The sequence below is a fragment of the Vicinamibacteria bacterium genome, from assembly GCA_035570235.1.
Classification (GTDB): Bacteria; Acidobacteriota; Vicinamibacteria; order Fen-336; family Fen-336; genus DATMML01.
In genome coordinates this window covers 1-14,604 of the sequence record DATMML010000123.1, presented here as the reverse complement: position 1 = coordinate 14,604, position 14,604 = coordinate 1, and the positions used below count along the sequence as shown (strand labels likewise).

9 protein-coding genes are annotated in these 14,604 nt (G+C 71.6%); all 9 read left to right on the top strand.

Annotated elements, in window-relative coordinates; translation table 11 throughout:
• Positions 1-25 precede the first annotated feature (25 nt).
• Positions 26-3,505: an FG-GAP-like repeat-containing protein gene (locus VN461_21945; protein ID HXB57439.1), complete on the top strand. Its 3,480-nt coding sequence runs from the start codon at positions 26-28 to the stop codon at positions 3,503-3,505.
• Between the two features lie 2 nt (positions 3,506-3,507).
• Positions 3,508-4,503 (top strand): nitrilase-related carbon-nitrogen hydrolase, encoded by a 996-nt coding sequence (locus VN461_21940; GenBank protein HXB57438.1) that lies wholly within the window; start codon positions 3,508-3,510, stop codon positions 4,501-4,503.
• Between the two features lie 24 nt (positions 4,504-4,527).
• Positions 4,528-5,439, top strand: coding sequence for a hypothetical protein (locus tag VN461_21935; protein HXB57437.1), 912 nt, complete (start codon positions 4,528-4,530; stop codon positions 5,437-5,439).
• A 54-nt stretch (positions 5,440-5,493) separates the two neighbouring features.
• On the top strand, positions 5,494-7,062 hold the full coding sequence (locus VN461_21930) for an ATP-binding protein (GenBank protein ID HXB57436.1): 1,569 nt from the start codon (positions 5,494-5,496) through the stop codon (positions 7,060-7,062).
• A gap of 1 nt (position 7,063) precedes the next feature.
• The gene (locus VN461_21925; GenBank protein HXB57435.1) at positions 7,064-8,446 is read left to right on the top strand and encodes a sigma-54 dependent transcriptional regulator; all 1,383 of its coding nucleotides are present in this window, start codon (positions 7,064-7,066) and stop codon (positions 8,444-8,446) included.
• Positions 8,447-8,557: 111 nt separating this feature from the next.
• Positions 8,558-10,144, top strand: coding sequence for a tetratricopeptide repeat protein (locus VN461_21920; protein ID HXB57434.1), 1,587 nt, complete (start codon positions 8,558-8,560; stop codon positions 10,142-10,144).
• Entirely contained in the window at positions 10,141-11,865 is a 1,725-nt protein-coding gene (locus VN461_21915; GenBank protein ID HXB57433.1) for a CRTAC1 family protein, read from the top strand. Before VN461_21920 ends, VN461_21915 begins: the two co-directional genes overlap by 4 nt.
• A complete protein-coding gene (locus tag VN461_21910) occupies positions 11,862-12,869 on the top strand; it encodes a tetratricopeptide repeat protein (GenBank protein HXB57432.1) in 1,008 nt (335 codons plus the stop codon). The genes VN461_21915 and VN461_21910 overlap by 4 nt, the downstream gene beginning before the upstream one ends.
• Positions 12,866-14,572, top strand: a complete 1,707-nt coding sequence (locus VN461_21905; protein ID HXB57431.1) for a CRTAC1 family protein — start codon at positions 12,866-12,868, stop codon at positions 14,570-14,572. Before VN461_21910 ends, VN461_21905 begins: the two co-directional genes overlap by 4 nt.
• The last annotated feature ends 32 nt before the right edge of the window (positions 14,573-14,604 follow it).

Below are 14,604 nucleotides of genomic sequence, written 5' to 3'. Positions count from 1 at the left end.
GGCCGTTCTCCACGAAAATCGGGCTATGACCCTGAAGCGATGGACGCTGCTGCTTCTTGCCTCGGCCGCGCCCCTTATCCCCCTGGGCGCGGCCGATCCCACGCCCCCCCCGGACCGGGAAGCCGCTTACCGCGCGAGCAACCTGGGCGTGGCCCTCCTCGAGCAGTTCCGCCCTGCGGAGGCGGCCGCGGCCTTCCGGCGATCGCTCGCCCTCGATCCCAAGCTCGGCCTCGCCCGAATCAACCTGGCCATCGCCCTCTTCTACGTCCCCGATCTCCCGGGCGCGCGGGCGGCCGCGGAGGAAGCGGCGGCGGACCAGCCGGCCGCCCTCCAGCCCCCCTACATCCTGGGCCTCATCGCGCGCATGGAGAACCGTGCGGAGGACGCGGTGTCCAGCCTCCTGCGGGTCCTGGCCGTGGATCCCCAGGACGTGGGCGCCAACCTGACCTTGGGCCAGGTTTACCTGCAGCAGCGGCGGTACGACGAAGCCATCGCCTGCTTCCGGGCCGCCACCGCGGTGGAGCCCTACAACGCGAGCGCCCAGTACAACCTGGGCGTGGCCCTGACCCGGGCGGGCCGCCGGGAGGAGGGGGCCCGCGCCACCGCCCGCTTCCAGGAGCTGCGCGAGAATCCCGCCCACACCTCGTTCGGACAGAGCTATCTGGAGCAGGGGCGGTATGCGGAGGCCATCGCTTCCACGGGCGCCGAAGCCGACCTCGTGGACGCGCGGCCGCCGGAGGTCGCGTTTGTCGACGCCACCGCGGGGGGCCTGCCCGCCCTTCCCGCCGGTGCCCCTCCCGCCCTGGCCCTGGGCCGGAGCGTCCGCGGGCAAGAGGCGCTGGCCGCCGCGAGCGGGGGAACGCGGGCCTCGATCACCCTCTTCGACTACGACGGCGACGGGGCCCTGGATCTGGTCGTGGCCGGGCCCTCCGGATTGCGGCTGTTGCATAACGAGGGGGGACGGTTCCGGGACGTGACCGCCGCCTCCGGCCTCGAGGCGGGACCTGCTCTGGGAGCGGTGGCGGGGGATTACGACAACGACGGCCGGGTCGATCTCCTCGTGCTGCGCCCCGGGCGCCTCGCCCTCTATCACAACGACGGCGCGGGCCGCTTCTCCGACCAGACCGTCAAGGCCGGGATCCCCGCCTATCCTTATCTGAGCGTGAGCGCCGCCTTCGTTGACGTGGACCACGACGGCGACCTGGACATCGTCGTGGCCGGGCTGGCCGACCTCGCCGCCACCGCCCGGGGCCAAGGCGAGCGCGCGCTCGTCTTCCCGAAGGACTTCGCGCCCGCGCCCAACCGCCTCTTCCGGAACAACGGGAACGGCACCTTCACCGACATCACGGACGCGGCCCGGGTGGGTGCGGTGGGACACGCCATCGCCATCGTACCCACCGACTTCGACAACCATCGGGACGTCGATCTCCTGTTCCTTTACGAGGATGCCCCCCCCCGCCTGTTCAAGAACCTGCGCGACGGCTCCTTCCAGGATGTGGCCGCGGAGGTGGGGCTCAAGACCGGCGACGGCCCCTTCCGGAGCGTGGCCGCGGCCGATGTCAACAAGGACGGCTTCACCGATTTCTTCTTCGGGACCGCTTCCGGCCCCGGCCTTCTCGCCCTGAGCGACGGCCGCGCGGGCTTCACCCTGAAGCCCGCGCCCCCGGAGACGGCGGGGGCCATGGCCGCCCAATTCGTGGACTACGACAACGACGGCCTGCTGGACCTGCTGGTGGCCACCCCCCGCGGGCTCCGTCTCTTCCGCAACACGGGGGGGGCCTTCACGGACGTCAGCGCGCGCGCCTTCCCGGAGGGGGGGGCCTTGACGGAGGGGGCCGCGCTCGCCCTCGCCGACCTGGACGCCGACGGCGACGAGGATGTGGTGGTGGCCACCCCCGAGAGCGGTCTACGGCTCTGGCGGAACGAGGGCGGGAACAAGAACCACTCGCTTCCCGTCCGGCTCGCGGGCCGGGTGAGCAACCGGGGGGGGGTGGGGGCCAAGGTCGAGCTGCGGGCGGGCAGCCTCCGGCAGAGGATCGAGACCTCGGCGGCCACGCCCGCCGTGGCCCCCGCCGACGTCCTCTTCGGGCTGGGCCCGCGGGCGGGGCCCGACGCCGTGCGCGTGATCTGGGCCTCGGGGATCGTGCAGACGGAGCTGCCGCCGGGGGCGGCGGCGCGGACCGCCTTGAGCATCGAGGAGCTGGACCGCAAACCCTCGTCTTGCCCGTTCCTCTACGCCTGGAACGGCGAGCGCTTCGAGTTCGTCACCGACTTCCTGGGCGGGGGGGAGATGGGCTACTGGGAGGCCCCCGGCCAGCGCAACCGGCCTTACCCCGAGGAGTACGTTCGGATCCGGGGCGACCAGCTCCGGCCCAAGGACGGACGCTACGAGCTGCGCATCACCAACGAGCTGGAGGAGGTGCTGTACCTGGATCACGTGCAGCTCCTGGTTTTGGCCCATCCCCCGGACGTGTCCGTCTTCCCCAACGAGGGCATGACTGACCCCCCGAAGCCCTTCCGGCTCTTCGCGGTTCGCGGTCCGGAGCCGCCCCCGGGGGCCAGCGACGACCAGGGGCACGACGTGCGCGCGCGCATCGCCCGCCTGGACCGCACGTACCCCGACGCGTTCGCCCTCCTTCCCATCCGCGGCTACGCCGAGGAGCACGGCCTCGTTCTGGACCTCGCCGGCCTGCCCCCCTCCGCGACCGCGCTGCTCCTCACGGGCTGGACGGACTACGCCTTTTCGAGCGACAACCTGGCCGCCCACCAGGCGGGCCTGAGCCTGCGGCCGCCCTCCCTCCAGGTCCAGGACGCGGAGGGGGCATGGCAGACCGTGATCGAGGACCTCGGGATCCCCGTGGGCCGGCCGCAGACGATGGTGGTGGACCTCAAGGGAAAGTGGAGGGGCCCGTCGCGCCGGCTCCGCATCCTCACCAACATGCGCGTCTACTGGGACCAAGTGCTCCTGGGCACCCCCGCGCCGGACGTGCCTCTGGCCCCCACCCCCCTCGAGCCTGTGCGGGCCGAGCTGCGCGCGCGCGGCTACTCGGCGGAGGTCTCGCCCGACGGCCATCAGCCCTTCATCTACGACTACACGCGCGTCTTTGCTTCCTCGCCCTGGAAGGTCATGCCCGGCCGCTACACCCGGGAGGGTGACGTGCGGGAGCTCCTGGCCGCCTCCGACGACCTCTTCGTGGTCGCGCGACCGGGGGACGAGATCGCGCTCTCCTTCGACGCCCGGGCCCTGCCCCCCCTGCCCGCGGGCTGGACCCGCACCTTCCTCCTCCACGGCGACGGCTTCAGCAAGGAGATGGACATCAACTCCGCGAGCCCGGACGTGGTCCTGCCCCTGCCCTTCCACGGCATGAAGAGCTACCCCTACCCGCCGTCCGAGGCCCCCGCCCGTGTGCGCCGGCAGGCGGAGCGCGCGGAGACCTTCAACACGCGGGTGGTGGCGCGGCCCCTCGTGCCCCTCGAGCTGGCCTCCGCCGCGCAGGAGAAGTGAACATGGAGCTCATTCGCTACGCGGCCGCCGCCTGCCAGACCGACCTCCCGAATCCCATCGGCCGGCTCGAGATGAAGGCCAACACCGACCGCATGCTCTCCATGATCGACTCCGCGGTGGCGGGGAGCGCGCCCTTCCTGCCCGTGCGGCTGGTGGTGTTCCCGGAGTTCGCCCACGCCGCCCCCGTCTATCCCACCCTCCGGGAGCTGATCGAGAAGCTGGCCGTGCGGGTGCCGAACGAGCACACGGAGCGGCTCCACGGGAAGGCGCGCGAGTATGGGATCTACGTTCAGAGCGGCTCCATGATCGAAGCCGACCCGCGCTGGCCGGACCTGGTCTTCAACACCACCTGCCTCATCGGGCCGGAAGGGATCCTCTACAAGTACCGCAAGGTGAACCCCTGGATCCCCTACGAGGTCCACGCGAGCCCCCACGACGTGCCCGACTTTCCGGAGCCCCTCTTCCCGGTGGCGGAGACGCCGCTGGGCCGCATCGGCTGCGCCATCTGCTACGACTGGATCTTCCCGGAGGCGATCCGCCAGCTCGCCGCCAACGGGGCGGAGGTGCTCCTGCGCGTCTCCGCCTACATGGATCCCTGGGGGGCCACCGACCCCATGGACTGGTGGACGATCGTTAACCGCTGCCGGGCCCTCGAGAACATGGCCTACGTGGTGGCCGCTAACCAGGGGGCGAGCCTCAAGCGCTACCCGCCTTACTCCTGGCCGGGGGGGAGCCAGATCGTCGACTTCGACGGCCGCCTGCTCGCCCAGGCCTCTCCCGGCCCCGGCGAGCGGATCGTGGTGGCGCCCATCGACATCTCCGCGCTGCGGCACGAGCGGGCCACTCGGCGCGGCCACCACATGCTCGCCCACCTGCGGACGGAGGCCTATCCCGTCTACCGGCGGCACCTCTACCCGCCGGAAGGTATGCCTGGACCGCTCTCCTACGAGGGAAACAACGAGAGGATCGATGCCGCCAAGAAGGCCGGCCCATGGTAGCATCGTGCCTCGTCCACGCCCGGCATGCATCCCGCCCCTGGAAAGACCCTGCCTGACTCGCGCCGGCCGCCGCGGCCCGCCCTGGCCGCGTTCGCGTTTCTGGCCGCGGCGGCCGCCGCCGCCCAGGAGCCCGCTCCCGCTCCGGCCCCCACGGATCTGACCGGCAACTGGACGGGCACCGGCACCTTCACCAACGAGTGGCCGTCCTCGGCCTGCGCCTACGATGGGACCGCGGGCACCGCGGTGACGCTGGAGCTCTCGCGGGACGCGGGCAAGGTGAGCGGGTCGCTCGCCATCGACGTGCCCAGCACCCCCGGTTCCGGCTGCCCCGCGCTGCGCAAGCGGTACCAGATCCCGGAGGCCCAGGTCTCGCAGGACGCGGTGACCTTCACCGACTCCGGCGGCCACGAATGGAACCTGGGCCTGCGCAAACAGTTCCTGAAGGGCCTCGTGGTCTGGAAGGAGGGGGCGGGGGGGGAGCCGCTGGCGGAGGGGTTCGCGCTGCCGAGCGGGGTGCGGCCCCTGACCCGCCTCTCCGGCGAGGTCAAGCTGGAGAGGGTGGCCGAGCCCGCCCCCGCGGAGGCGCACCCCGGGGCCGCGGGCAAGGCCAAGAAGGGCGGGAACCTCGTGCGCAACCTGGGCATCGTCCTGGGCGCGAACGTGGTGGCCCTGGGCGTGCTGGTGGGCGTCAACAAGGTGGCGAAGACCAGCAGCACCTCCGCGACCATCACCTGCTCGCCCCGGACCTGCCTTCCCGGCGAGCCGGGTCAGCAGTGTCTCTGCAACGCCAACGTCCTCTCCGGGAACCCCTGCGGGACCACCACCTCGGGCGTTCCCCTAGCGGGGGTCTGCGACGGCAACGCGCTGCCCTGCCAATCCGGGTTTTCCTGCAACGCGGGAGTCTGCGAGGACCGGAACGGCCGCTGCCCCTATTGATCTCCCATGGGGTAGGCTTGCGACCATGAGCGCCGCCCGTCCCGTCCTCTTTCCATGACGACCCTGCCGGCCCGGGCGGGATGGCTCACCGTCCTCTCTCTCGCCGCCGTGGCCGCCGTCAACCTCGCCGGCGCCTGGCAGATCGCGGCCGCGCGCCGGGTGGCGGCGGAGGAGGCGGGCCGGGTCTTCTCGGCCGAGACCGCGGCCCGGGCCCGGGCTCTGGACGGGCGGCTCTCCGCCACGCGGGCCGATCTGGGCTTCTTGGCCAGCTCCGAACCCATCGCCAGCCTCGACCGCGCGCCCGGCTCGGGCGACGGACCCTGGCGCCGGGCGGGGGCAGAAAGCGCCCTCCTCCTCTTCCTGCGCGGTCATCCCGAGGTCATCCGCCTCGTCGTTCGCTCCCCGCGCGGGGAGCCGCTCGTGCAGACGGGACGGCGGGGGGGAGTGCCGGTGCTCTGGGTCTCCGCGAGCCCCACGGGCGAGGAGGGGGCGGCCCTCGACCCGCGCCGGCCCCGGCTCACCACCCGGCTCTCCGGGCTCGAGGCCGAGATCGCTCCTTCCGCCCTCCTCCCCAGCGGGGAGGACAGGCCCGCGGATGCCCCCGCCTGCCGCCTGCGCGACGGGGCGGGCACGCTCCTCGCCCGCTCCCCCGGACTGGGCTCGGCCCCCGCCCGGAGCGGAGACCTCATCGCGGAGGGCGTGGTGGCCGGGGAGGGCTGGTCCGCGCCCTCGCCTTGGACTCTCGCCTGCGCGCAGCCCCAGGGCCTGGCCGCTTCGCTGGTGGAGCCCGTGGCCGCGCGCTACCGCACCACCTTGGTCCTGAACCTGGTCGTGATGGGCCTCGCCTTCCTGCTCGGGGGCTTCGCGGTCCAGGAGGCCCGCCGGCGGGAGCGGCTGGAGGGGGCGGCCCGGGAGGAGGCACGGGTGCGTGAGCTCGAGCGGCAGCTCTTCCACGCCGAGCGGCTCACGACCGTGGGCCGGCTGGCGGCGGGGATCGCCCATGAGATCAACAACCCCCTCGAGGGGATGGGCAACTACCTGAGCCTCGCCCGGGAGGAACTCTCGCGGGGGGACGGGGCGGGCGCGGAGCGGCACCTGAGCCGGGTGCGGGAGGGACTGGAGCGGATCGCGGCCGTCGTCCGCCAGGTCCTGGCCCACGCCGATCCCGCCACCGCTCCCCAGATACCGGTGGACCTCAACCAGGTGCTCAAGGAGAGCGAGGAGTTCGTGAGCTCGCGGCCGGAGTTCGGGCAGATCCGCTTTGGCCTCGAGCTCCTCCCGGGTCCTCTTCTGGTTCGCGCCAGTCCGGTCATGCTGGGCCAGGTGGCGGTCAACCTCGTGATCAATGCCTGCGAGGCCCAGCCCCGGGGGGGCGAGGTGAGCCTGCGCTCCCGCCGTGAAGGGGCGCAGGCGCTGGCCGAGATCGCGGACCGGGGGCCCGGGGTGCCTCCCGCCGACCGCCAGCGCATCTTCGAGCCGTTCTATTCCACCAAGGACTCGACCGGCCTCGGGCTCTCGATCTGCCATTCCATCGTCCGGCAGCACCAGGGTCAGCTCACGGTGCTGCCCCGGGAGGGGGGCGGGGCAGTCTTCCGCTTGGCCCTCCCCGCCCTCGAGGTTTGACATGACCGCCCGGAAAGCGTCGCGTGGCCGCGTGCTCGTCGTCGAGGACGAGGCCTACGTCCGGGACTCGCTGGTGGAGATCCTGCGGGCCCGGGGATACGACGTGGAGGGGACGGGGTCCGTGGCCGACGCCCTCGCCCGGCTGGCCCGGGCGCCGGTGGACATGGTCCTGACGGACTTGCGGATGCCGGACGCCGACGGCCTGGAGCTGGTGCGACGGGTCCAGGCCTCGACGGCCGACTTGCCGGTGGTGGTCTTGACCGGGCATGGAACCGTAGCCTCCGCGGTGGAGTGTCTGAAGGCGGGAGCCAGCGAGTACATCCTGAAGCCGGTGGATCCGGAAGCCCTGGACGTGGCCCTGCAGAAGGCGCTGGCCGCCCGGGCCCTCCGCCGGGAGGTTCGCTACCTCCGAAGCGCGGTGGGGGAGACCACGGCCGCGGTGGGCGAGAGCCCGGCCTGGCGGCGGGTGGTGGCCATGGCGGAGGCGGCGGCCCCCGCCGACGCCACCGTCCTCCTGCTGGGCGAATCGGGCACGGGCAAGGAGCTGCTGGCCCGGCTCCTGCACCGCCGGAGCCCGCGCTCCTCCGGGCCTTTCGTGCGCGTCAACTGCGCGGCGGTGCCGCTCGAGATGTGGGAGAGCGAATTCTTTGGCCACCGAAAGGGCTCTTTCACGGGGGCTTCCACGGACCGCGAGGGGCGCTTCCAGCTCGCCGACGGTGGCACCCTCCTCCTCGACGAGGTGGGGGCGATGCCCGCGGCCGGCCAGGCCAAGCTCCTGCGCGTGATCCAGGACGGCGAGTTCGACCGGCTGGGTGACGAGCAGCCCAGCCGGGTGGATGTCCGGGTCGTGGCCGCCACCAACAGCGACCTCCAGGGGGAGGTGGCCGGGGGGCGGTTCCGGGCCGACCTCTATCACCGGCTGGACGTGGTTCGGATCGCGGTCCCGCCCCTCCGGGAGCGTTCCGAGGACATCGATCTGCTGGCCCGGAGGTTCGCGGATGAGATCGCGGCCCGCTTGGGCCGCCCCGCCCCTCCGCTGGGGCCAGAGACCCTCGCGCGCCTCCGGGCCTACTCCTGGCCGGGCAACGTGCGCGAGCTCAGGAACGTGATCGAACGCGCCCTCATCCTGGACCCGGAGGGCGGGCTCGAGGCCCTGGACCTCGTCCCCGCGGGGGCCCTGGCCCCGCCCGCCCCCGGCCGGGAGGGCGACCTCAACCTGCGCGCCGCCCTCGGCCGGCTGGAGCGCGAAATGCTTCTCGAGGCGCTGAAAAGCGCGGGCGGCGTTCGCAAGGAGGCCGCACGACGGCTGGGCGTCGATCCCCGTAACCTCGCCTACTACCTGCGCAAGCACGGCCTGGAGCCCGGCCCCGCGGACCCGGAGTAGCGACCCTCGGCCTCGCATCCCGGCGCGGCCGCGGGCGCGCCGAGAGTCGCTCGAAGAGTCGCTCGCTTGACCCGGCTTTGCGCGCCGGCGTAGCCTCTCTGCGGGTACCCGATGCTTCCTGCCCATGCTTGGCTTCCCCTGCAGTGGATCCTGCTCCTCGGCCCCCTGGCCAGTCCCGCCAACTCGTCGGAAGCCCCCCCGCCGAGCCGCCCCGCCGCCGCCCCCACGCGCGCGCAGTCCCTGGTGAGGGAGGGGCTGAAGCTGCTCGAGGCGGACGAGTTGGTTCCCGCCCAGGCCAAGCTGGAGGAGGCCCTCGTCCTGGACCCGGAACGGCCCGAGGCCCACTACGGGCTTGGCTTCATCCATGAACGCAAGGGCGAGCTAGAGGCAGCGCGGGCCTCCTACGAGGCGGCCCTCCGGGGCAACCCCCGCATGGCCGAGGCCCACGATCGCCGGGGGTTCGTGCTGGGGCAGCTCGACCGCGTGGAGGAGGCGATCGCGGAGTTCAAGAGCGCGGTGGCGCTCAAGCCCGATCTCTTCGACGCCCAGTACCACCTGGGGGCCACCCTCTGGTGGACGAAGAAGCCGGAGGCCCGGGGTCCGCTCGAAAGGGCGGTGACCCTGCGGCCGGACCACGCCGAAGCCCGCTTCTACCTGGCCCTGGTCCTGAAGCAGGACGGGGACCTGGCCAAGGCGGTCGAGCACCTCCGCCGCGTGGTCAAGACGAGCCCTCGGCTCGGGCCCGCCCGCCTGCAGCTCGGCCTCGCCCTCCAAGAGCAGGGAGACCTCCCGGATGCGGTGGCCGAGCTCCGGAAGGCCCTAGAGCTCGACCCCCTCTCGGCGGAGGCCGCCAACAGCCTGGGCCTCGCCCTCATCCAGAAGGGGGAGGCGGACGAAGCGGTGACGACGCTCCAGGCGCTCGTGGCTCGGCATCCCGACTTCCTGGTGGGCCGCCACAATCTGGGCAGCGCCCTCCTGCAAAGAGCGGACCTAGACGGCGCCATAGCCGTCTACCGGGACCTGGCCCAGCGCGCGCCCGACAACGCGGAGGCCTTTTACAACCTCGGCTTGGCCCTCAAGCAGAAAGACGACTTCAAGGCCGCGGAGGCCGAGCTCCGCACGGCCATGGCCCTCGATCCCAAGCTGCCGGAGGCGCCCTACACCCTGGCCGTGATGCTCTGGCAAACCGGGCGCCCGGCGGAGGCCCTCCCCCTCCTGCAAAGGGTGATCGATCTCAAACCCGACTACGCGGAAGCCCACTTCGTGCTCGGCACCGTGCTCAAGCAGCAGGGCGACGCCGAGGCCGCGCTCAAGGAGTTCCGCGAGACAATCAAGTACCAGCCGAGCTCGGCGGAGGCTCATTTGAGCCTCGGCCAGGTCCTCCAGCAGAAGAAGGACGCCACGGGGGCCGCGGCCGCCTTCAACGAAGCGGACCGGCTGCGCCGCAAGAAGGCGGACGCGCAGGCGGCCGCCCTGGCTGTGGGGGTGGGCCTGCAGAGACTGAAGAGCCGCGATCCGGCGGGAGCGATGGACCGCTTCCGCGAGGCCGTGCGCCTCGACCCTGAGAACGCCCAGGCCCATTTCCAGCTGGCCCTCGCCCTCGCCGCCACCGGGGCGCGGGAGGAGGCCCGCGCGCATTTCCAGACTGCGCACCGGCTGGCTCCCTACCTCCAGGCCCCGGAGCCGGCGCGTCCGTGAGCGCGCGCCTGACGCGCCCTCTCGGGCTGGGCCTGGGTCTCCTGGCTCTCTGGTTGGGCGGACGCGGGCGGGCCTTTCCCCAGGCGGGCGAGCCGCTCGGCTTCGCGTTCAAGAACGTGGCTCGGGAGGCGGGGCTCGACGCCGTGACCGTCTTCGGGGGCCAGAAGACCAACAAGTACCTTCTGGAGACCACGGGGTGCGGCGTGGCCTTCCTGGACTATGACAACGACGGCTGGCTCGACGTTTTCCTCGTGAACGGCACCACCCTCGAGGGCTTTCCCAAGGGGAAGGAGCCCACCAGCCACCTCTACCACAACCGGGGCGACAGCACCTTCGAGGACGTGACGGCCAAGGCGGGGCTGGGGGGGAGCGGATGGGGCCAGGGTGTCTGCGTGGGCGACTACGACAACGACGGCTACGAGGACATTTTCGTGACCTACTGGGGCCAGAACCACCTCTACCATAACCGGGGCGACGGCACCTTCGAGGACGTCACGGAAAAGGCCGGGCTCCGAAACTCCCGCCTCCGCTGGGGCACGGGCTGCGCCTTCCTGGACTACGACCGGGACGGACGCCTCGACCTTTTCGTGGCCAACTACATCGACATCGACCTCAAGACCACCGCCACCCCCGACACCGGCCTCTGCCGCTACAAGGGGGTGCCGGTGGCTTGCGGGCCCCCCGGCCTGCCCGGGGGCAAGAACGTGCTCTACCACAACCGGGGGGACGGGACCTTCGAGGATGTCTCCGAGAAGGCGGGGATCACGAAGGCCAGCGGCACCTACGGCCTGGGCGTCAGCACCCTGGATTTCGACGACGACGGCTGGACCGACCTCTACGTGGCCAACGACTCCAACCCCGCCGCCCTCTATCGCAACAACCACGACGGCACCTTCACCGACATCGCGGTCGCGGCGGGCTGCGCCTACAGCCAGGACGGCAAGCCCCAGGCCGGGATGGGGGTGGGGATCGGGGACTACGACCACAACGGGACGCGGGACATCTTCAAGACCAACTTCGCGGGCGACACCTCCACCCTCTACGCCAATACCGGGGACGGGCTCTGCGAGGACCGGACATTCGCGGCCGGGCTCGGAATCAACACCCGCTGGCTGGGCTGGGGGGCGGGCTTCGTGGACCTCGCGAATCGCGGCTGGCTCGACCTGTTCCTGGTCAACGGCCATGTCTACCCGGAGGTGGAGCAGCTCAAGACGGAGGCCCCGTACAAGCAGCGCAAGGTCGTCTACCGCAACCTCGGGAACGGGCGGTTCGAGGACATAACGGAGGCGCTCGGCCCCCCCGCCACCACCCCCAAGGCCGGCCGCGGCTGCGCCTTTGGCGATTTCGACAACGACGGCAGCGTGGACGTGGTCATCAACAACGTCCACGACACGCCCGACCTGTTCCGCACCCTCCCCCAGAACCGCAATCACTGGATCACCGTGAAGCTGGTGGGGAGGCAATCGAATCGCAGCGCGATCGGGGCGCGTCTGCGCTGCCAGACGGGGCCCCTCGTCCAGACCCAGGAGGTGATCGGAGGGGGCAGCTACGCATCCCAGAACGACCTGCGCGTTCACTTCGGCCTCGCCCTTTCCACCACCGTGGACCGGCTGGAGGTGCGCTGGCCGAACGGCCGCGAGGAGTTATGGCGGGGTCTCCCCGTCGACCGCATCCTCACCCTCCAGGAGGGCGCCGGCCGCGCCAAAGGAGACGACCGGTGAGCCCGGGGCCCTTCCTCGTGGCCGTCCTGCTGGTTGGCGGCGGGGTCGCCCCGGAGGAGCCGTTCGACCCCACGACGGTGGCGCTCGCCGAGGCTCGCGCCCTCGTCGACGAGGGCAAGCCCGCGGCCGCCCTGGAGCGGCTGAGGGGGCTGGACGCGGGGGACCCGCGCGTGGCCTGCCTGCAGGGTGTCGCCTATTACCACGGCGACGATCCCCTCCACGCCATCGAGCGCCTGCGGCCCGTCGTCGAGAAGCTGCCCGCGGACTCGACCGCGGGCCGCGAGGCCGCCCAAGTCCTCGGCCTGTCGCTCTACCTCGCCGGCCGCCTTCCCGAGTCCATTCCCTACCTGGAGCGGACCCGGGCCTGGGCCGCCGACAACAGCGAGCTGCTCTTCGTGCTCGGCAACGCCTACATCCAGACCCGCCACCCGGATCAGGCCCGCGAGGCCCTGGCCCGCCTCTACCGCGTCAGCCCGGACTCGGCCGCGGCCCACCTTCTCACCGGCCAGATGATGGTCCGCCTGGAGTTCGAGGAGATGGCGGACGCGGAGCTGCGCAAGGCGGTGGAGAAGGATCCCCGCCTGCCCCAGGCCCGCTACCTCCTGGCCCAGGCCGCCATTTTCCGGGCCCGCTTCGACGAGGCGGTGGCCCTGCTCGAGAAGGAGCTCGAGGTCAACCCCGGCAACGCCATGGCCTTCTACCGTCTGGGCGACGCCTACACCCGCCAGAACAAGTGGGAGGAGGCGACCACCGCCCTCCAGAAGTCGATCTGGCTCAACCCCTATTTCAGCGGCCCCTACATACTCCTGGGCCGCGCATACATGAAGAAAGGCCAGCCTACGACCGCGGAGGGGATGCTGCGGCGGGCCATCGCCTACGACCCCAACAACAAGTCCGCGCACTACCTCCTGGGCCAGCTGCTCCAACAGGGGGGCCACCCGGACGAGGCCCGCAAGGAGCTGGAGCTCGCGGAGCGGCTCCAGGGCGATAAGGAGCCCCGGTGAGGCTCCTGCTGCCTCTGTATGCCCTGGGGGCGGCGCTCCTCCTGATCCCGGCCAAGGCCGCGGACCCGCCTTGGCCGGTCTCCCTCGTGGACGTGGCCGAACGCGCGGGCCTGCGCCATCCTTCGGTCTACGGCGGCCTGGAGGAGAAGCGCTTCATCATCGAGACCAACGGCGCGGGGGTGGCCTTCCTGGACTACGACAACGACGGGTGGGTGGATGTCCTGGTTCTGAACGGAACGAGACTCCGCGAGGGCACGCGGGAGGACGTGGTCTGGCCTCCCGGCCAAGCCCCGGTCAGCCACCTTTACCACAACAACCGGGATGGGACGTTCACGGACGTGACCGCCCGGGCCGGGCTCGGCAAGACCGGCTGGGCTTCCTCCGTCTGCGTGGGCGACTACGACAACGACGGCTGGCTGGACATGTTCGTGACCTATTTTGGCCGGAACGTCCTCTATCACAACCGGGGGGACGGCACCTTCGAGGACGTGACGGCCAAGGCCGGCTTCCCCACCACCGGCACCCGCTGGGGCTCCGGCTGCACGTTCATCGACTACGACCGGGACGGAAAGCTCGACCTCTTCGTGGCCAACTACCTGGCCTTCGACCTAGAGAAGGCCCTGCAGCCGGGCCAGGGAACCAACTGCCTGTGGAAGGGCATCCCCGTCAATTGCGGCCCCAAGGGCCTGCCCACGGACACGAACCTCCTCTATCACAACAACGGGGACGGCACCTTCACCGACGTCTCCGAGCGCTCGGGGGTGGCCTCGGTCACGGGCCGGTACCCGATGACGGCGGCCGCGGCCGATCTGGACGGGGACGGTTGGCCTGACATCTACGTCGCCTGCGACTCCACCGCCGCCATCCTCTACCACAACAACCACGACGGCACCTTCACCGACACCGCGGTGGCCAGCGGCGCGGCCTACAGCGAGTACGGAAACCCGCAAGCGGGGATGGGCCTGGCGGTGGGGGACTACGACGGGGACGGGCAGCTCGACCTGCTAAAGACCCACTTCGCCGACGACATCCCCGCCCTCTTTCACAACCTGGGTCGCGGCCAGTTCGAGGACGTGGCCTCTTCGGTCGGTCTCGGGGTGCAGAACCGCTACGTGGAGTGGGGGGCGGGCATGCCGGACCTGGACAACGACGGGCGGCCGGACATCTTCTACGCCACCGGCAACGTGTACCCGGAGATCGAGCGCCGCTTCAAGGAGTACCCGCACCGGGGGCCGAAAGTGGTCTTCCGCAACCGGGAGGGGACGAGCTTCGAGGACGTGAGCGCGCGCAGCGGGCCGGGGGCGAGCGCGCCCCATTCCAGCCGGGGCGTCGCCTTCGGAGACTTCGACAACGACGGGAACGTGGACGTGCTGGTCATGAACATGAACGAGCCTCCCTCTCTGCTGCGAAACGAGTACTCGGGCCCCAACGCCTGGCTGGAGGTGAAGCTGGTGGGGACCAGGTCCAACCGCGCGGGTCTGGGCGCGACCGTGATCGTGACCGCGGGGGGGCGGAAGCAGGCCCAGGCCGTCCTCAGTCAATCGAGCTACTATTCCCACAACGACCTGCGGCTCCATTTTGGCCTGGGCGCGAGCGCAAAGGCGGACGCGATCGAGGTGCGCTGGCCCAGCGGTCAGACCGACCGGCTCCAGGACGTCGTGGGCCGCCGGGTGGTGACGATCCGGGAGGGCGCGAACCCCTGAGCCCTCTGGGCCCCGACCGGCTTCCTCGCCCC

Excerpts from the sequence above, each read along its gene's own strand:
- VN461_21945 (HXB57439.1), top strand. The coding sequence starts at position 26 with ATGACCCTGAAGCGATGGACGCTGCTGCTTCTTGCCTCGGCCGCGCCC.
- VN461_21940 (HXB57438.1), top strand. The coding sequence starts at position 3,508 with ATGGAGCTCATTCGCTACGCGGCCGCCGCCTGCCAGACCGACCTCCCG.
- VN461_21935 (HXB57437.1), top strand. The coding sequence starts at position 4,528 with ATGCATCCCGCCCCTGGAAAGACCCTGCCTGACTCGCGCCGGCCGCCG.
- VN461_21930 (HXB57436.1), top strand. The coding sequence starts at position 5,494 with ATGACGACCCTGCCGGCCCGGGCGGGATGGCTCACCGTCCTCTCTCTC.
- VN461_21925 (HXB57435.1), top strand. The coding sequence starts at position 7,064 with ATGACCGCCCGGAAAGCGTCGCGTGGCCGCGTGCTCGTCGTCGAGGAC.
- VN461_21920 (HXB57434.1), top strand. The coding sequence starts at position 8,558 with ATGCTTCCTGCCCATGCTTGGCTTCCCCTGCAGTGGATCCTGCTCCTC.